Annotated in this window: 15 protein-coding genes; 10 read left to right on the forward strand and 5 right to left on the reverse strand. The window is 69.8% G+C overall.

The window, feature by feature from the left end; translation table 11 throughout:
* Nucleotides 1-290: 290 nt before the first annotated feature.
* The 5 genes from D7W82_RS40910 (at nt 291) to D7W82_RS08005 (ending at nt 3,908) form a co-directional block, all read left to right on the forward strand.
* Nucleotides 291-449, forward strand: coding sequence for a hypothetical protein (locus D7W82_RS40910; RefSeq protein ID WP_199727705.1), 159 nt, complete (start codon nt 291-293; stop codon nt 447-449).
* 69 nt (nt 450-518) lie between these two features.
* Nucleotides 519-1,073: a MauE/DoxX family redox-associated membrane protein gene (locus D7W82_RS07990; protein WP_255417097.1), complete on the forward strand. Its 555-nt coding sequence runs from the start codon at nt 519-521 to the stop codon at nt 1,071-1,073.
* A gap of 8 nt (nt 1,074-1,081) precedes the next feature.
* Nucleotides 1,082-1,603: a hypothetical protein gene (locus tag D7W82_RS07995; RefSeq protein WP_120617753.1), complete on the forward strand. Its 522-nt coding sequence runs from the start codon at nt 1,082-1,084 to the stop codon at nt 1,601-1,603.
* Nucleotides 1,600-3,465, forward strand: a complete 1,866-nt coding sequence (locus D7W82_RS08000) for an ABC transporter ATP-binding protein (RefSeq protein ID WP_120617754.1) — start codon at nt 1,600-1,602, stop codon at nt 3,463-3,465. The genes D7W82_RS07995 and D7W82_RS08000 overlap by 4 nt, the downstream gene beginning before the upstream one ends.
* Nucleotides 3,465-3,908 (forward strand): S26 family signal peptidase, encoded by a 444-nt coding sequence (locus D7W82_RS08005; RefSeq protein ID WP_120617755.1) that lies wholly within the window; start codon nt 3,465-3,467, stop codon nt 3,906-3,908. The genes D7W82_RS08000 and D7W82_RS08005 overlap by 1 nt, the downstream gene beginning before the upstream one ends.
* A 64-nt stretch (nt 3,909-3,972) precedes the next feature.
* Here the strand turns inward: D7W82_RS08005 and D7W82_RS08010 are convergent, their stop codons facing one another.
* The 3 genes from D7W82_RS08010 to D7W82_RS08020 form a co-directional block, all read right to left on the reverse strand.
* A complete protein-coding gene (locus tag D7W82_RS08010; protein WP_120617756.1) occupies nt 3,973-6,342 on the reverse strand; it encodes an Ig-like domain-containing protein in 2,370 nt (789 codons plus the stop codon).
* Nucleotides 6,343-6,395: 53 nt separating this feature from the next.
* Nucleotides 6,396-8,696: an Ig-like domain-containing protein gene (locus D7W82_RS08015; protein WP_233587373.1), complete on the reverse strand. Its 2,301-nt coding sequence runs from the start codon at nt 8,694-8,696 to the stop codon at nt 6,396-6,398.
* Between the two features lie 700 nt (nt 8,697-9,396).
* A complete protein-coding gene (locus D7W82_RS08020) occupies nt 9,397-10,221 on the reverse strand; it encodes an MBL fold metallo-hydrolase (RefSeq protein ID WP_120617758.1) in 825 nt (274 codons plus the stop codon).
* A 106-nt stretch (nt 10,222-10,327) separates the two neighbouring features.
* Between D7W82_RS08020 and D7W82_RS08025 the strand changes: the two genes are divergently transcribed.
* The 3 genes from D7W82_RS08025 to D7W82_RS08035 all read left to right on the forward strand — a co-directional run bounded on the left by D7W82_RS08025 (nt 10,328) and on the right by D7W82_RS08035 (nt 14,315).
* Nucleotides 10,328-11,104: an AraC family transcriptional regulator gene (locus D7W82_RS08025; protein WP_120617759.1), complete on the forward strand. Its 777-nt coding sequence runs from the start codon at nt 10,328-10,330 to the stop codon at nt 11,102-11,104.
* A 199-nt stretch (nt 11,105-11,303) separates the two neighbouring features.
* Nucleotides 11,304-13,397, forward strand: a complete 2,094-nt coding sequence (locus D7W82_RS08030; RefSeq protein ID WP_120617760.1) for a S46 family peptidase — start codon at nt 11,304-11,306, stop codon at nt 13,395-13,397.
* Between the two features lie 141 nt (nt 13,398-13,538).
* Nucleotides 13,539-14,315, forward strand: coding sequence for a phytanoyl-CoA dioxygenase family protein (locus tag D7W82_RS08035; RefSeq protein ID WP_120617761.1), 777 nt, complete (start codon nt 13,539-13,541; stop codon nt 14,313-14,315).
* A 12-nt stretch (nt 14,316-14,327) separates the two neighbouring features.
* Here D7W82_RS08035 and guaA read toward each other — a convergent pair whose 3' ends face one another.
* A complete protein-coding gene (gene guaA / locus D7W82_RS08040) occupies nt 14,328-15,881 on the reverse strand; it encodes a glutamine-hydrolyzing GMP synthase (RefSeq protein WP_120617762.1) in 1,554 nt (517 codons plus the stop codon).
* A 124-nt stretch (nt 15,882-16,005) separates the two neighbouring features.
* Here guaA and D7W82_RS08045 point away from each other — a divergent pair, with 124 nt between their 5' ends.
* Nucleotides 16,006-16,590 carry a hypothetical protein gene (locus D7W82_RS08045; protein ID WP_120617763.1) on the forward strand — a complete coding sequence of 195 codons (585 nt, stop codon included), beginning with the start codon at nt 16,006-16,008 and terminating at the stop codon, nt 16,588-16,590.
* A 93-nt stretch (nt 16,591-16,683) separates the two neighbouring features.
* Here D7W82_RS08045 and guaB read toward each other — a convergent pair whose 3' ends face one another.
* Nucleotides 16,684-18,141, reverse strand: coding sequence for an IMP dehydrogenase (gene guaB, locus D7W82_RS08050; RefSeq protein ID WP_120617764.1), 1,458 nt, complete (start codon nt 18,139-18,141; stop codon nt 16,684-16,686).
* Nucleotides 18,142-18,305: 164 nt separating this feature from the next.
* Here guaB and D7W82_RS08055 point away from each other — a divergent pair.
* On the forward strand, nt 18,306-18,659 hold a 354-nt coding region (locus D7W82_RS08055), incomplete at its 3' end, for a TIGR02266 family protein (RefSeq protein ID WP_120617772.1).

Genomic DNA, 18,659 nt, shown 5'->3' on the forward strand with positions numbered 1-18,659 from the left:
GTGTGTGCGTCATCAACCACGGTGAGTGCTGCAACGCCAAGCGGATGAGTCACAACTGCTATGGCGTCTGCACCAGGTCGCCCGTCTGCTGATCCCCGCATCACAACCACGGCTGGACGTGCTGCACCGAGTCCAACCGTGCCGCGCAAGGCGCGCCGCGTTAATCCTTAAATACCAAGATTGCGCGAAACCCCCCTTTCGCTGCGGAACCTTCGGGATGTAACGTTCGTGTTGCGTTCGAGTGGATGTTGTTCACCCCCCTCTCAACGCGTCCCGAAAGGACCACACCCATGAAGATCCTCAAGACGCTGAGCGACCGCTTTCTGAAGCTGTTCCTGTCCGAGGTTCCCGTTGGCGCCTGCGTGCCTTCCAACGGCGAGTGCTGCAGCACCAAGGGCAAGGTCCACAACTGTTACGGCACCTGCGTCGCGTCGGTCGGCTGCAAGTGACCTCTGCTTCATGACCGCGGCTGGACGCGTCCCATTGGCGTCCAGCCGTTGTCCCTGGGAACTCTTCCATTGAGCGCGGTCAATCTGGCGTGTCGCCTGATGCTGTCCCTGGTGTTCGTGGTCGCCGCCTTCGGCAAGGCGCGCGGGCGCAAGCCCTTCGAGGACTTCATCCAGACGCTCGGGAACTTCGGTCTCCCGCCCTCCCTGGTGGGCTCGCCGCTCGCGGCCACCTTGATCCTCGCGGAGGCCGCCTCCGCCGTCCTGCTGCTCCTGAACGTGGCCGTGGGCTATGCGCTGGCGCTGGCGCTCCTGGGCGGCTTCACGCTTGGCATTGCCTGGGTGTTGCGCCGGGGCGCCAAGGTGGCCTGCCGGTGCTTTGGCGCCAGCAATACCCCCGTGGGCGCGGCGCACCTGGTGCGCAACGGCCTGCTGCTGGCCATCACTGTCGTGGGGGCCGTGAGCCACGCGGCGGCCTCGGGCGCGCCCGTGACGGTGGCGATGGGGGCCATCGCGGGGACCGCCGGCATGCTGGCCGGAGTCTTCGTCACGCGTTGGGACGACCTGGTGTTCCTGATTCGCGGACCGGAGCCCCTGGCCGCGTCTTCGCGAGCCCGTAGGAGCTGAGAAAGACGATGGTTGAGATTCTTGTCGTGGGTGGCGCCATCCTGGCCGTGCTGGTGGTGCTCAACCTCTTGCTGACGCTCGCGCTCATCGGCCGGCTGCGGAAACTCCAGGAGACGGTGGCCAACCAGGTCCCTACCCGGGATCCGGCCCTGCCCCTGGAAGGTGACAAGGTGGGCCGCTTCGAGGCGACCACGGTGGAGGGCGATTCCGTGACGGATGCCGTCCTCGCGGATGGGCAGACCCTGATTGGCTTCTTCACCCCCGGCTGCCGGCCCTGCTCGTCGGTGCGCGAGAAGCTCATCGCCTCGCCGCCCGGAATGCCGATCCTGGCGTTCATCGAGGGGAGCCCCGAGGACCCGGACGTGGTCTCGCTCGGGGCGTCGCTGAAGCAGGTGGCTCGGGTGGCGTACCTGAACGATGGGGACTCCATCACGCGGGCGGTCAAGCAGGCCGGCTACCCTACCCTCGTGCTCGTCGATAAGGGCGTGGTCGCCGCGGCGGGACACTTCGTGCACGAAGTCCTGCCATGACCGGGCCGCGGAACGCGCGGAATCTGCTGCGTGAGGTGCTGCGCACGGTGCGCGCGGCCGTGGTGCTCCAGTGGCGCTCGGCTCCGCTGGCGTCGGCCTTCGCGTTCGCGCTCACGCTGTGCACGGGCTCCGTGGCGGCCGTGGGTGGGTGGCTCACCAAGCAGCTGCTGGACGAGCTGAGCCGCGGTGCGCTCGCTGACTCGCAGCGGGCGCTCACGCTCGCGGTGGGCGCAGCCGCCGTGGCCGGGGGCTCCATGGCGGTGCTCAACGTCACCGAGTACCTGGCCGGGGTCATCCGCTGGCGCGTCACCATCGAGGTCGAGCGCACCCTCTTCGCGAAGGTGGTGGCGCTGGAGGGCCTGCGCCACTTCGAGGACCCCGCCTTCCACGGCCGGCTCCGCCTCGCGAACGAGGCCGCCCTGGACGCGCCCCAGCAGCTCGCCGAGTTCGTGCGCGCCATGGTGCGCACGCTGGTGTCGGTGGGGACGCTGAGCGCCGTGGTGCTGATGGTGTCGCCGCCCATGGCGTTGCTGCTGCTGCTGGCGGGGGGCGTGGCGTTGGCGGCGCAGCTCGCGCGCAGCCGGTGGCTGGTGGAGCTGACCGAGGCGCTCGTGCCCACGTACCGCTGGCGCGACTTCTACCACTCGCTGCTGGTGGACGTGCGGGCGGCCAAGGAGAGCCGGCTGTTCAACCTGGGGGATCTGCTGCTGGAGCGGATGGTGGCGTCGCTACACAAGGCGTCGACCCAGGAGCTGGCCGTGACGCGCAAGGGGTTGGGCGTGCAGGCGGCGCTGTCGCTGCTCACGGCCGTGGTTGCCTCGGTGGGAGCCTTCATCGTCGCGCGAGGGGCCATCCGGGGGCAGCTCCAGATTGGGGACGTGGCCCTCTTCCTCGCGGCCGTGGCGGGCATCCAGAGCGCCTTCAACGGGCTGCTGTCGCAGATTGAGTTCGCGAGCCGCAGCATCCAGACCTTCAAGAACTACCTCGACATCATCGACCTGCCGGTCCGCGCGGCGGGGCCCTCGCGTCCAGTGGCGCCGCTGCGACAGGGCATCGAGCTGCGCGACGTCTGGTTCCGCTACGACGCCCACGGCCCCTGGGTGCTGCGCGGCGTGAGCCTCTTCATCCCGGCGGGCGGCTCGGTGGGGCTCGTCGGCGTCAACGGCGCGGGGAAGAGCACGCTGGTGAAGCTGCTGTGCCGCTTCTACGACGTGGAGCGCGGGCAGATCCTCTGGGACGGCGTGGACGTGCGGGAGCTGGATGCCCCGGCGCTCTGGGCGCGGATGACGGCGACCTTCCAGGACTTCATGACGTACGACTTCAGCGCGGCCGAGAACATCGGCCTGGGGGACGTGGCCCGGCTGAAGGACGGCGCGCGGATCCGAGACGTGGCGCGGCTGGCGGAGATGGACGACACGCTCGCCTCGCTCCCCGCGGGCTACGACACGCTGCTGAGCCGCGTGTTCGCGGGCGAGGACGACGACGCGCCGGCGGGAGTGTCGCTCTCCGGAGGCCAGTGGCAGCGGGTGGCGCTGGCCCGAGCCCTGATGCGGCAGGACGTGGACCTGCTGGTGCTGGACGAGCCCAGCTCCGGACTGGACGCGGCCGCGGAGTTCCACATCCACCAGACGCTGGAGCGCCACGGCGCGGGGCGCGCGCGGCTGCTCATCTCCCACCGGATGAGCGCGCTGCGGAGCGCGGACACGCTCTACGTCCTCTCTGAAGGCCGCGTCATCGAGCAGGGCACGCATGACGCGCTGATGGCGGCGGGCGGCGAGTACGCGCGCCTGTTCACGCTCCAGGCCAGCGGCTATCAGGACGAGCGCGTCGCCTCACGGACCTCGCAGCGGGAGGTCGCGTGATGCTTGCGGCTGTGGGCGCGGGGCTCCTGGTGGCGGGCGCCGCGCTCGCGGCCTGGGCGCGCCGCCGCTGGCTCGTCGTCACGGTGCGAGGCAACAGCATGTCGCCCACGCTGCGCGACGGGCAGCAGCTCCTCGCGAGGCGCCGCGTGGGAGACGGCGGCTACGCGCGCTCGGACGTCATCGTCTTCCTGCTGCCCGCCGAGCGGCTCGCGGTGATGAACCCGGAGGACCCGCCCTATCTCATCAAGCGGGTGGCCGCCGTCGCGGGAGATCCGGTGCCGGACTGGGCGTGGGCGAAGCTCGGAGCCGATGCCCGGACGTGCGTCCCGTCCGGGAAGGTGGTGGTGTCGGGAGACAACGTCGACAACACCCAGGACTCTCGGCAGCTCGGCTACATCGACGCGGAGGCCATCATTGGCGTCGTGCGGGTCCCGAGCTCCTGACGAGAAGACGGGACCCGCTGGGAATCAGTCCTCCGGGCCCCAAGCGCAGGCGCCCAGCGCCTCGTCAGAGGCTCAGGCCCGGCACCTGCACGGGCGTGAGGCGCTGGGTGGTCGTTCCGTCGCCGAGTCGGCCATACATGTTGAAGCCCCAGGCCCAGACGGTGCCGTCCTGCTTCAAGGCGAGTGAGTGGGAGGCGCCACCCGCGAGGGCCGCGACGCCCGTCAAGCCCTGCACCTGCACGGGCGTGAGGCGCTGGGTGGTCGTCCCGTCGCCGAGTCGGCCATAAATGTTTTCGCCCCAGGCCCAGACGGTGCCGTCCTGCTTCAAGGCCAGCGAGTGGGAGGCGCCACCAGTGAGGGCCGCGACGCCCGTCAGACCCTGCACCTGCACGGGCGTGAGGCGCTGGGTGGTTGTCCCGTCGCCGAGCTGGCCCTGGGTGTTGTCGCCCCAGGCCCAGACGGTGCCGTCCTGCTTCACGACGAGCGAGTGGAGGTAGCCACCAGTGAGGGCCGCGACGCCCGTCAGGCCCGGCACCTGCACGGGCGTTCGGCGTTGGGTGGTTGTCCCGTCGCCGAGCTGGCCATCGTTGTTGTTCCCCCAGGCCCAGACGGTGCCGTCCTGCTTCAAGGCCAGCGTGTGGTTGGTGCCAGCGGCGAGGGCCGCGACGCCCGTCAAGCCCTGCACCTGCACCGGCGTGAGGCGCTGGGTGATTGTCCCGTCGCCGAGTTGGCCCTGTCCGTTGTAGCCCCAGGCCCAGACGGTGCCGTCCTGCTTCAAGGCCAGCGTGTGGTTGGTGCCAGCGGCGAGGGCCGCGACGCCCGTCAAGCCCTGCACCTGCACGGGCGTAAGGCGCTGGGTGGTTGTCCCGTCGCCGAGGTTGCCATTGTTGGTCCCCCAGGCCCAGACGGTGCCGTCCTGCTTCACGGCGAGCGAGTGGAGGGAGCCTGCGGCGAAGGCCGCGACGCCCGTCAAGCCCGGCACTTGCACCGGCGTGAGGCGGTCGGCGCCTGTCCCGTCGCCGATCTGGCCCTGGCCGTTGGAGCCCCAGGCCCAGACGGTGCCGTCCTGCTTCAAGGCCAGCGTGTGGCCGCTGCCCGCAGCGAGACGAGCCCCGCTGCTCGCTGTGCATGGCGCTCCACCCTGGAGGGCGAAGGCGAAGCGGGTGGAGAGGCCGAGCGCATTGGTGACAGTGGCCGTCACCGAGGGCGGGTTGCCCACCGGCACGCACGCGGGCGCCGTCCAGAGAACTTCGCTTGTCGTGGCCGCGCTGGTGGCCGTGCCCAGCAAGCCCGCGCTGGAGGCCCAGGCGAAGCTCAGCGCGCTGCCCTGCGGGTCCTTCGCCTTCACCCGGAAGACGACGGTGCCGCCGCCCGTTGGCACCGAGGCAACGGACTGGAAGGTCTCCACCACCTCGGGAGGGAAGAGCGCGGAGGTGGGCGACGTCGAAACGTAGAGGGTGAGGCCGCCCGTGCCCTGCCCGCCCCGGCCGTCCTGCACCAGGACCGTCAGCGTGCAGACGCCGCCGGAGGGCTGGGCCGAGGGCGTGAAGCTGGCGCTGGCGGAAGCGGCATTCGTCCACGTGCCCGCGCAGTTGGCCGTCCACTGGTAGCTGAGGCCGTCCCCATCCGCGTCGCTGGCGGAGGCCGTCACCTGGGTGGTCTGGTCCACGGCGATGGAAGACGGCAGGGCCGTCACGCCGATCACCCGAGGCCATGTGTTGAAGGAGACGTTGACGGCCGCGCTGCCGTTACCGGTGCTCACCGTGATGGTGACGCTGAGGGAGGCGCTGGCGCCCTTGGAGTCCGTCACCGTCAACGTCAGCACCACCGGGCCTGCGGAGGCTGGCGCCGTCCAGGTGGTGGTGAGGCTGGAAGCAGCGCTGAAGCTGCCGGAGGGCGAAGTCCACGCATACGTGAGCGTGTCACCCGCATTGGGGTCGTCCGCGGTGGCCTGCAGCGCGACCTGTCCGCCCGGGGCGACGGTGCCAGGGCTCGCAACCAGGGAGAGGATGCGCGGCGCCGCGTTTTCGAAGGGTGCCGGCGCATTCACCTCCTGCAGGAGGAGCGTCACCGCCGTCGTCTGGCCAGCCTGGATGGTGACGGGCGTCACCTGGCCGGAGTAGCGGACGGTGTTGGAGGAATCGAAAGCCTGGGCGCTGAAGGTGCGGCCGGTGCCCGCGGGCAGCTGTCCGAGCACCCCACCCCACTGTCCTCCCGTCTTCACGAGCGCATCCGTGCGCGTCGTCATCCCCGTGCCGCTCACCGTGAGCTCCACGCGGGTGACGTCACTGGCACTCAACGCCTGCGGCATGGTCACCACTGCCTGCGCGCTGCCGTCCTGGGCTTGCACCCCTTGTGCGCTATCGCACCCTGCCAATGCCAGGACCAGGCCCAATGCCAGCACGGCAAATCCGCTTCGACTCTCTCGTCGCATGCAACCCTCCTGCGTGATGTCTGGAATTGCGGATGGGCGGACGCTTCTGGAAGTCAGTCTTCCAATCCCTGCACCCGCACGGGCGCGGTGCGGTCGAGCGTCGTCCCATCGCCCAGCTCGCCCTCGGCGTTGTAGCCCCAGGTCCACACGGTGCCGTCCCGCAGCAGCGCCATGGAATGCGCGTCGCCTCCGGCCAGGGCCGTCACCGCTGCCAGTCCTGGTACCTGCGCGGGCGTGAGGCTGCCGGTGACGGTCTGATTCCCGAGCTGGCCCGTGTCGTTGCGGCCCCAGGTCCACGCGGTGCCGTCCTGCTTCAGCGCCAGCGAGTGATAGGACCCGGCGGCGATGGCCGACACGTCCGTCAATCCCTGCACCTGCACCGGGACCGGGCTGTTCACGGTCGCCCCATTTCCGAGCTGACCGTCGGTGTTCCGGCCCCACGCCCACACGGTGCCGTCCTGCTTGAGCGCGAGTGAATGGACGAGCCCTGCGGCGATGGCCGATACGCCCGTCAGCCCCGGCACCTGCGCGGGCGTGAGGCGGCTCGCGGTGGTTCCGTCGCCCAGCTGTCCGGAGCTGTTGTAGCCCCAGGTCCACACGGTGCCGTCCTGCTTCAGGGCGAGCGAGTGATAGGTGCTCGCGGCCAGGGCCGTGACATCCGTGAGGCCCGGCACGGACATCCGCTCCGTGCGGCTGACAGTCGTCCCGTCTCCCAGTTGGCCCAGGTTGTTGAGGCCCCAGGTCCACACGGTGCCGTCCTGCTTGAGCGCGAGGGAGTGGTACGTCCCCGATGCCAGGGCCGTGACACCCGTGAGGCCGGGCAGCGGAGCCGGTGTCACTCGGGCCAGGTCCGCGGCGTCCCCCAGCTGGCCGGAGTCGTTGTACCCCCAGCCCCACACGGTGCCGTCCTGTTGGAGTGCAAGCGTGTGATAGGCGGTGGCGGACAGGGCCGTGGTTCCCGTGAGGCCCTGCACCTGGATCGGAACGGGCAGGACTCGGTCCACGTTCGTGCCGTCCCCAAGCTGCCCGTAGCCGTTGTGGCCCCACGCGGCCGCGGTGCCGTCCTGCCTCACGATCAGGCTGTGCGCGCCACCCGCCGCGATCCAGGTCACGAGGCTCGGCGAAGGTGTGCACGGCGTGCCGCCCTCCAGGACCATGGATGCGCTGGCGGACAACCCCAGCGCGTTGCGGACGGTCACCGTCACCGTGAGTGAGTTGCCCGAAGTAAGGCAGGCGCCCGCGGTCCAGAGCACCTCACTGGTCGTCGTGCCGTCGCTGGCAGTGCCCAGCCCGGCAGCGTTGGCGGTCCAGGCGAAGGAGAGCGCGCTGCCCTGCGGATCTCGCGCCCTCGCGCGGAACACAACGGTGTCGCCCTGCGCAGGCACGGTGGCGATCGAGTGGAACGTCTCCACGATCTCGGGCGGGAACCGCCCCGTGGTGGGCGACGTCGTCACGTAGACGGTGAGGCTGCCAATGCCCTGTCCGCCACGACCGTCACGCGCCACCACGCTGAGCGTGCACGTGCCACTGGAGGGCTGGGTCGAAGGCGTGAAGCTGGGACTGGCGGAGGTGGCATTGGCCCACGTGCCCGCGCAGCTGGCAGTCCACTCGTAGGTGAGGCTGTCGCCGTCCGCGTCGCTGGCGGAGGCCGTCACCTGGGTGGACTGGCCTACGACCACCGAGGAAGGCACGGCTGTCATTCCAGCCACCTGAGGCCAGGTGTTGAAGGAGACGTTGACGGCCGCGCTGCCGTTGCCGGTGCTGACCGTGATGGTGACGCTGAGGGCAGCCGAGGCGCCCTTGGAGTCCGTTACGGTCAGCGTCAGGACCACCTGTCCAGCCGCCGCTGGCGCGGTCCACGCGGTGGTGAGGCTGGAGGGCGAGCTGAAGCTGCCGGACGACGACGTCCATGCATACGTGAGGGTATCGCTTGCGTTGAGGTCATCCGCGGTGGCCAGCAGGGTCACCTGGCCGCCCGGGGCGACGGTGCCAGGACTGGCCACGAGGGAGAGGATGCGTGGCGCTGCATTCTCAAAGGGCGGCGGTGCGTTCACCTCCTGCAGCAGCAGCGTGACGGCCGTCGTCTGTCCGGCCTGGATGGTGACGGATGCCACCTGTCCCGCGTAGCGCACGGTGTTGGAGGAATCGAACGCCTGCGCGCTGAAGGTGCGCCCGGCGCCGGCAGGCAACTGTCCCAGCACCCCACCCCACTGCCCGCCCGTCTTCACCAGCGCGTCCGTGCGCGTCGTCATGCCGGCGCCGGACACGGTGAGCTCCACGCGAGTCACATCGCTGGCGCTCAAGGCTTGCGGCAGCGTCACCACCGCCTGCGCGCTGCCTTCCGCCACAGCCATTGATTGTTCGCCACACCCGGTCAGCGCCAGCACCAGACTCAGGGCCAGTACCGCCAACCCGCTTCGACTCCTGCGTTCCATGAACTTCTCCAGCGCTTGGGCCAGTGATGGCTCCGCGGAAGGGCGCGGGACTTTACGAGTAGTCATTTCGACTTCGCCTCTGAGTCACGCCCACGCCACGGAAGTCCCTCGGGACTCTCCGTGTCCGCCCCCCTCAAGCGCTACCCACCAGGGTGGATCCGCACTCCCTGGTGACGAGCCCAGCTGGCGATGAAAACCTGTCGGACAGTCGGACAGGTTCGCTGCGCCCGAGGCCCGGGGCCGCGCCGGCCCGTCGGACAATGAAAACCTGTCCGACAGTCGGACAGGTTCGCGGTCCTCGCGGCCCAAGGCTGTGCTGGCTCGGTAAGTGGAAAACCTGTCCGACAGTCGGACAGGTTCGCGGTCCTCGAGGCCCGGGGGCGCGCCGGCCTGATGACGCGAATGGTCGGCCCGGCGTTCTGGACCGTGGGTCTTACGACGCGGCGCGTGAGCCTGCCGCTGTGTCGTTGCGGTGGATGACGCCTTCCTTCATCACGGCCGGGCGGCCTTCAGCACCTGGACCCGAGCGGGTTCAGCGGCGGAGGCGGAGGACCGCGACCACAGGGATGGCGCCGAGCAGAGCGCGTCGCAAGGTTCCGCCAGGCTACCGCCTGCGCCCTCACGCACGCATCCGGTCGAACTCCTCGGCGCAGTGCGCGGAGAACACCTTCACCTCGTGCCCGTGCGCGCGGATCAGGCCGCGCAGGCGCTCCTGGTTCTGGATGCGCACGGCGTTGTCCTCGGAGAACAGCCGTTGGAACAGCGCCAGGCCCCATGGGCTTCGCGGCGCCACCGGGTTCACCTCGTGGTGGCTGAAGTACGCGTCCCCCGCGTGCAGCATCCATCCTCCAGGCCCATTCACCGCGACACCGCAGTGGCCCGCCGTGTGGCCCGTCAGCGGCACCAGCAGGACCTCCTCGTCCAGGCCTGGAATCACCCGCACCGACTCGAAGCCGAACCAGCGCTCGCCGTCCACCGCGTACCGGCTCCACTTCGGCCCGTGTGCCCACTGCACCGGCTTGTAGCCTTGCCTCGCGCCCGCCACCGGGGGCATCACCGCCGCGGCGTGCTCGTCCGTGAAGACGTGGACCTGGGCGTCCGGAAAGTCCGCCAGGCCCCCGACGTGATCCAGGTCCAGGTGCGTGGGCACGATGTGCCGGACGTCCTCGCGCCGGAAGCCCAGCCGCTCCACCTGGGCCAGCGCCGTCTCCGCCGGGTCCAACCGGGGTGTGTTCCGTCTCACGAAGCGCTGTCCCAGCCGCCCCCTCGCGTCCTGCACGTCGCGCGTCCCCAGGCCCGTGTCCACGAGCACGAGCCCCCGGGACGTCTCCAGCAGCAGGCAATGGCAGACCATCCGGGCCCGCTCGAACAGGCCGCCCGAGCCCGTGACGAAACGGGCACTGGCGGGACACAGGGTTCCACAGTTGAGGTGATGGATTCGCATGGCCGGCAAGGTACGGACCGGCCCCCGGTCCCCGATTGGAGGAATCGGCCATCCGGCCAGGGCCCGGGTTGAAGCGTAGGGCCGTCCGTCCCATGCTTCCTGCCGCATGGCCGCTCTGGCTGACAACGCGCTGGCTCCCCGGGCCGACCTGTCCCGCTTCGTCCAACGTGTGCGCGTGCTCTGGCGCGGCCCCTCCCACGGCGACTACGTCCGCGTGCCGGACGGCACCGTGGAGCTGGTGGTCCGCGTCACGTCCAGCACCTGTGACGTGCACGCCCTGGGGCCTCGGGAACAGGTGCTGCGCAAGGCGCCCTCGGAGGTTCCTCCCGACACGCTGGGCATCCAGTTCAAGCCCGGCGGCGCGTACCCGTTCTTCGGCCTGCCCATGTCGGAGCTGGCCCACCGGTCGCTCTCCATCGACACGCTCTGGGGCAAGGCGGACGGCGCCCGGCTCCGCGAAGCGCTCGCGGAAGCGCCCTCCTCCCAGGCCCGCCTGCGTACACTGGAGACCGCGCTCGTGGACCGGCTCCAACGGGACGACGTCTATGAACCGGCCGCCGCGTACCTCGTGCGGCGCGGCATCCGCCTGCTCTCCGGCTCCGGGGAACTTCCCCGCGTCGCGGAGCTGGCCCGGACACTCGGCGTGAGCGAACGGCACCTTCGGCGCGCCTTCGACGACGTGCTCGGCATGGGACCCAAGTCCTACGCCCGGCTCGTCCGCTTCCAGCGCGCGCTCCAGGCCTCCTCCGTCCAGGGCGGCCGGCCGGACTGGGGGAGCATCGCCGCCGGTGCGGGCTACTATGATCAGGCCCACCTCATCACGGACTTCCGGGCCGTGCTGGGCACCACGCCGGGCGCGTGGGCGCGCGCACGGGCGGCCTGAGCGGGCTCGGACGCGCTGCGTCGGGACCCGGCGGGTGGGGAAAGCGCCTGCCCTGTGAGCGTCCCAGGGAATCGTTCGGACGCCCGGACGTTATGCGGCAGGCGTGGGCGTTTTCCCAGCTTGACCGACGCTGGAGCATCCACCACAAACGCCCCGTCCCCGCGGAGCTCCGTCCCGCGGCCCGAAAGGATCCCATTCAATGAAGCGATTGGTCGTCATCGCCGCCCTCGTGGGTGCCGCCCCGGCGCTCGCCGATGAAGGCATGTGGACGTACAACAACTTCCCCGCCGCCAAGGTGAAGGAGAAGTACGGCTTCCAGCCGGATCAGCAGTGGATGGACAAGCTCCGCCTGGGCGCGGTGCGTCTGGCCGGCGGCTGCTCGGCGAGCTTCGTGTCGCCGGACGGCCTGGTGATGACCAATCACCACTGCGCGCGCGGCTGCATCGAGCAGCTGTCCACCGCGAAGCAGGACTACCTGGCCAACGGCTTCTACGCGAAGACCCAGGGCGAGGAGAAGCAGTGCCCGGCGATGGAGGTGAACCAGCTCGTCGAAATCACCGACGTCACCGAGCAGCTCAACAAGGCCACCGCGTCGCTGACCGGCAAGCAGTACTCGGACACGCTGAAGGCGGAGATGTCCAAGGTGGAGAAGGCCTGCTCCAACGGCGACGACAAGGTGCGGTGCGACCTGGTCACGCTGTACCAGGGCGGCAAGTACAACCTGTACAAGTACCGCCGCTTCCAGGACGTGCGCCTGGTGTTCGCCCCGGAGCACGCCATCGCCTTCTTCGGCGGTGACCCGGACAACTTCGAGTTCCCCCGCTACGACCTGGACGTGACCTTCGTGCGCGTCTACCAGGACAAGCAGCCGGTGAAGACGCCGGACTACTTCAAGTGGTCCGAGGGCGGCGCGAAGGAGAACGATCTCACGTTCGTGGCCGGCAACCCGGGCCGCACCTCGCGCGCGCTGACCATCGCGGAGCTGGAGTACACCCGCGACGTGTCCATGCCCAAGACGCTCATGTACCTCTCCGAGCTGCGCGGCATGCTCACGGAGTTCCAGAAGCGCGGCCCCGAGCAGAAGCGCATCTCCAGCAACCTCCTGTTCGGCGTGGAGAACGGCCTGAAGGCGTCCAAGGGCCGCCACGAGGCGCTGCTCGACAAGAAGTTCTTCGCCTCCAAGGTCGCCGCGGAGCAGGAGCTGCGCAAGAAGGTCGACGCGAACCCCGAGCTGAAGAAGAAGTACGCCGCCGCCTGGGACGAGATCGCCAAGGCGGAGGCCCAGCTGCTCCTCATCCGCAAGGACCTGAACTTCATCGAGCAGGGGCTGGGCCTGTCCGCCGGCCTGTTCCACACCGCCCGGGCGCTGGTGCGCGCCGGCGACGAGCTGCCCAAGGACAACGGCCAGCGGCTGCGCGAGTTCAACGAGGCCAACCTGCCCGCCCTCAAGGCGCAGCTCTTCAGCCCCGCGCCCATCTATCCGGAGCTGGAGATCGCCCGCCTGACGTTCGGCCTCACCAAGATGCGTGAGGAGCTGGGCGCCAAGCACCCGTTCGTGAAGAAGGTGCTGGGCAAGGAGTCCCCGGAGCAGGTCGCCACCCGCGTGGTGAAGGGCACGAAGCTGAAGGACCCGAAGGCCCGCAAGGCGCTCTGGGACGGCGGCAAGAAGGCCGTGGACGCGTCCAAGGACCCCATGGTCCAGCTGGCCCTGCTGACGGACCCGGACGCCCGCGCCATCCGCAAGAAGTTCGAGGACGACGTGGAGTCCATCATCAAGAAGAACAGCGAGCTGGTCGCCAAGGCGAAGTTCGACATCTACGGCACCAGCCAGTACCCGGACGCGACCTTCTCTCCGCGCGTGTCGTTCGGTTCCGTGAAGGGCTACACGGATGAGGGGCAGCAGGTCGCCCCCATCACCCAGATGTCCGGCACCTTCGAGCACGCCACGGGCCAGGAGCCGTACGCGCTGCCCAAGTCGTGGCTGAAGGCGGAGAAGGTCATCACCGGCACCACGCCGATGAACTTCATCACCACCAACGACATCATCGGCGGCAACTCCGGCTCGCCCGTGGTGAACAAGAACCAGGAGGTCGTCGGCCTGGTGTTCGACGGCAACATCCAGTCGCTGGGCGGCGAGTACGGCTTCGACGAGTCCGTGAACCGCACGGTGGCCGTGCACTCGGAGGCCATCATCGAGGCGCTCCAGAAGATCTACGGCGCCACCCGCGTCCTGGAAGAGCTGCGCCCCGGCAGCACCAAGGTCGCGCCGGTGAAGGCGAACCCGGCGGGGTAGTCTCCCCGCTGGCTTCCTGACGCACCCAGAGGCTGCCCGGTTCACTCCGGGCAGCCTCTTCGTTCATCCTCCGTCAGGCGGAGCGGCGACCTGCCGTGAACGCATGGGCACCCCGGCACTTCCCCCGGGGACAGGAGGCAGATGGACGCGCGCGCCGAGCAGTTCATGCGGGACGGGTTCCTCCGTATCGACGGGGCCTTCCCCCGGGAGGTGGCGGACGAGGCCCGGGCCCTTCTCTGGCGGGACACGGGGTGCGACCCGGACCAGCCCTCCACCTGGACCCGCCCCGTCATCCGCCTGGGCATGTACCCCCAGAAGCCCTTCGTGGACGCCGCGAACACGCCCGTGCTCCACGCAGCCTATGACGCGCTCGTCGGCGCCGGCCGCTGGCTGCCACCCCGGGCCATGGGCACGTTCCCCGTGCGCTTCCCGACCCCCAACAACCCGGGGGCCGACCCGGGCGACGCGGGGTGGCACATCGACGTGGGCTTCGACTTCGACAAGCCGGACTTCATGGAGTGGCGCGCCAACGTCGCCTCGAAGGGCCGGGCGCTGCTGATGCTCTTCCTCTTCTCCGACGTGGGCGAGGACGACGCTCCCACCCGCATCCGCGTGGGCTCGCACCAGGACATCGCGAGGCTGCTGGGCCCCGCGGGCGAGGCGGGCCTGACGCTCCGTCAGCTCGCGGCCAACGGCTTCGCGGAGTCCGCCCACCGGCGGGAGGTGCTGGCCACGGGCGAGGCGGGCACGGTGTACCTGTGCCACCCCTTCCTCGTGCACTCGGCCCAGCCGCACCGGGGAGCGCGGCCGCGCTTCATGGCGCAGCCGCCACTGCTACCCCGGGAGCCCCTGAGCCTGGCCCGGCTCCCGGAGGACACGTCGCCGGTGGAGGAAGCCATCCGGCGCGCGGTGACGTGAGGCGCTACCGCCTCACTCCCACTCGATGGTGGCGGGCGGCTTGGAGGAGATGTCGTAGACGACGCGGTTGATGCCGCGCACCTCGTTGGTGATGCGCGAGGAGATCTTCTCCAGGAGGGGGTACGGGATGCGCGCCCAGTCCGCCGTCATCCCGTCCACGCTGGTGACGGCGCGCAGCACGCAGGTGGACTCATAGGTGCGCTCGTCGCCCATCACGCCCACGCTCTGCACGGGCAGCAGCACGGCGAAGGCCTGCCACACCTCCTTGTACAGGCCGGCCTTGTGGATCTCCTCCTGCACGATGGCGTCCGCGCGGCGCACCAGGTCCAGGCGCTTCTCGTTCACCTCGCCCAGCACGCGGATGGCCAGGCCCGGGCCCGGGAACGGCTGCCGGGAGACCATCTCGTCCGGCAGGCCCAGCTCGCGGCCCAGGGCGCGGACCTCGTCCTTGAAGAGCTCGCGCAGCGGCTCCACCAGCTTGAGCTTCATCGTCTCCGGCAGGCCGCCCACGTTGTGGTGGCTCTTGATGGTGACGGACGGGCCCTTCCACGACACGGACTCGATGACGTCCGGGTACAGCGTGCCCTGCGCCAGGAAGCCCGCGTCCTGCACGTCGCGCGAGGCCTCCTCGAAGACGGCGATGAACTCCCGGCCGATGATCTTCCGCTTCTGCTCCGGATCCGTGACGCCGGCCAGCTTCGACAGGAAGCGCTCGCGCGCGTCCACCGTCTTCAGCGGCACGTGGAAGCGGTCCACGAAGAGCGCCTCCACCTGCGCCCGCTCGCCCTGACGCAGCACGCCGTTGTCCACGAAGATGCACTGGAGCCGGGGGCCAATCGCCCGGTGCAAGAGCAGCGCCGCCACGGAGCTGTCCACGCCGCCGGACAGCCCGCAGATGACGCGGCCTTCGTCACCGACCTGCTTGCGGATGGTCTCCACGGCCTCGTCGATGAAGCCCTTCATCGTCCACGAGCCGGACACCTTGCAGTCGTTGAAGAGGAAGGCGCGCAGCATGGCCTTGCCCTGCGGCGTGTGGACCACCTCCGGGTGGAACTGGAAGCCGTACCAGGGGTTCGTCTTGTGCGCCGCCGCCGCGAAGGGCGAGTTGCCGCTGCGGCCGATGGCCTCGAAGCCGGGCGGCAGCTCGTCCACCCGGTCGCCGTGGCTCATCCACACCTGCACCTGGTCACCCGGGCGGAACTCCGCGAAGGGGCCCCGCGCGGCGAGCACCTCCACCGCCGCGCTGCCGAACTCGCGGTGGGCGCCCCGGTCGATGCGGCCTCCCAGGAGCTTGGCGAGGAGCTGGAGGCCGTAGCAGATGCCCAGCACCGGGACGCCGGCCTCGAAGACGAAGGGGTCGCAGCGCGGGGAGCCGGGCGCTTCCACGGACGCCGGCCCGCCGGAGAGGATGATGCCCTTCGGCGCGAACTGGCGGATGTCGGCGGCGGGGAGGTCCGGGCGGTGGATCTCGCAGTAGACGCCCAGCTCGCGCACCCGGCGGGCGATGAGCTGGGTGTACTGGCTCCCGAAATCAAGGATCAGGATCTTCTCGGAGTGCAGGTCCACCGGCGATTCTCCCAGGGGGCGTCGTTGACGGGTGGGGGCCCTTATCGCTACAAACTTCGGGAAATCAACGCTGAAAGGCCGTCAATTGTTCGTGCGCCGCCTGTCCGCTTCCACTGCAGCAGCCATGCTCCTCCTGTCCGCCTCGGGGTGCGTGAAGGAGATCACCTCCGACGAGCGTCTGGAGCGTGACACCCGCAGCGTCGCGGTGAAGGACGCGCCCGGGGTCGAACAGCTGTCCAAGCTCACCTGTGACGACACCTCCGCGCCCCTCAACAAGGCCCGGGACGTGAACCGCCCGGAGTCCGACCGGCTGGTGGACTACGTCAACCTCTACTCCTCGCTGAAGGACCGCACCCACACCTTCGAGGAGGCCATGGCCCGCAACCCGGACCTGAGCTACCGCGAGGGCAGCCAGAACCTGGTCAACGCCAAGGACACCTGCATCCAGCAGACCGCGGACGTCCGGGTGGAGTTCGAGACCTACCTGCGCGAGCTGGTGGACGTGCCCACGGTGCAGGAGATCAAGGGGGGCAACACCGTCACGGTGGCCCGCCTGGACTTCGGCACCCTGAAGAAGGCCATCGAGACGCTGGATCCGGACGACCGCGAGTCGCTCCTCCAGCGCGTCAACGCGGCGGAGAAGCGCGTGTCCACCATGGCCGCCCCCGCCGAGGACTCGTCCTCTGGCGGCAAGCGTCGCGGCAAGTAGCCGCCCGCGGTCCTCCCCTGGTGCACCCACCGGGGGAGACTCCCCTGCCCCGAAGCCTCCCGGTGACGGTGAGGCTTGGGGGCGGTGGACGCCCTACTCCATCCGGTAGTTGGGCGCTTCCTCGGTGATGATGACGTCGTGCACGTGGCTCTCCTTGAGCCCGGCGGACGTGATGCGGACGAAGGTGGCCTTCGTGCGCAGCTCGTCGATGGTGGCGCACCCCACGTAGCCCATGCCGCTGCGGATGCCGCCCAGCATCTGGTGCACGTTCATGGCGAGCGTGCCCTTGTACGGGACGCGGCCCTCGATGCCCTCCGGCACCAGCTTCACGGCCTCCACGTCGGACTGGAAGTAGCGGTCCTTGGCGCCCTGCTTCATGGCGCCCAGGCTGCCCATGCCCCGGTAGCTCTTGTAGCTGCGGCCCTGGTACAGGATGACGTCGCCGGGGGCCTCCTCCGTGCCGGCGAACAGCGAGCCGATCATCACGGAGCTGGCGCCCGCGGCGAGCGCCTTCACGATGTCGCCCGAGTACTTGATGCCGCCGTCGGAGATGATGGGGATGCCGTGCTTGTCCGCCTCGCGGGAGCAGTCATCCACCGCCGTCACCTGGGGCACGCCCACGCCGGCCACCACGCGGGTGGTGCAGATGGAGCCCGGGCCGATGCCCACCTTCACCGCGTCCACGCCCGCCTCAATCAGGGCGCGCGTGCCCTCCGCGGTGGCCACGTTGCCGGCGACGAGGTCGAAGCCCTTGAAGTTCTTGCGCGTGTCGCGCACGCCTTCGATGACGCCCTTCGAGTGGCCGTGCGCGGTGTCCACGACGATGACGTCCACGCCCGCCTTCACCAGCGCGTCGATGCGGGCCTCGCGGTCCGGGGACACGCCCACGGCGGCGGCGCAGAGCAGGCGGCCCTTGGCGTCCTTGGCCGCGTACGGGTGGGTGCGGCGCTTCTCGATGTCCTTGATGGTGATGAGGCCCTTGAGCTCGTAGGCCTCGTCGACGACGAGGAGCTTCTCGATGCGGTGCTCGTGCAAGAGCTTCGTGGCGTCGTCCTGGGTGATGCCCTCGCGGCCGGTGACGAGCTTCGTCGTCATCACGTCCTCGACCTTCTGGGACAGGTTCTTCTCGAAGCGCACGTCGCGGCTGGTGAGGATGCCCACCAGGCGCTTGCCCTGCACCACGGGCACGCCGGACACGCCGTGAACCTTCATCAGCTCCAGCGCGCGGGCGAGCGGCGCCTTCGGGTCGATGGTGATGGGGTCCACCACCATGCCGCTCTCGAACTTCTTGACCTTGAGGACCTCCAGGGCCTGCTGTTCGGGCGTCATGTTCTTGTGGATGACGCCGATGCCGCCTTCCTGCGCCATGGCGATGGCGGTGCGCGCCTCCGTCACGGTGTCCATGGCGGCGGACAGCAGGGGCACGTTCAGCCGGATGTTGCGGGTCAGGCGGGTGGTGAGGTCGGCATCACGCGGGGTGACGGCGCTCTCACCGGGCTGCAGGAGCACGTCGTCGAAGGTGAGGGCCAGCCGGATATCGGGGTTCAACATGGGGGCTCCCGGAGGCCCCGCGGGGCACCAGCGCCCGGCGGGTGCGTGTCCATACGGTTTGCGCGGCTGCCGCGCAACGGAAGAAGGTTTTTTGCCGCTCGTTCCCGGGGACTTCAGGTGATACTCGGCGTCCCACCAACACTTCTTGGGACTTGGACCGGGCCTTGGCGGAATTGAATCAAGCGGGGGCGGTGGGGCTGGTGGTGAAGCTGCCCTTCGCCACCCCCGAGGAGTTCCTCGCGAAATACGGGGGCAACATCACCCGGGGCGGCATCTATTTGCGCGCCAAGGCCGTGCGCCCCCCAGGCACGGCCGTTACCCTGGACCTCCGCCTGGCGAGCGGCGACCGGCTCCTCTACACGGCGGCCATCGTCCACTTCGTCACGGGCCAGCAGGGCCAGGGCATCTCCGGCATGGGGCTGAAGTTCGGGGAGGCGGATCCCCCGACGCGCCGGTTCCTGGAGTCCGCGGTCGCCATCCTCCCGCACGCCCAGTCGGACGTGCCGCCCGTGCCCAAC

The sequence above is a fragment of the Corallococcus sp. CA049B genome, assembly GCF_003611685.1.
Classification (GTDB): Bacteria; Myxococcota; Myxococcia; order Myxococcales; family Myxococcaceae; genus Corallococcus; species Corallococcus coralloides.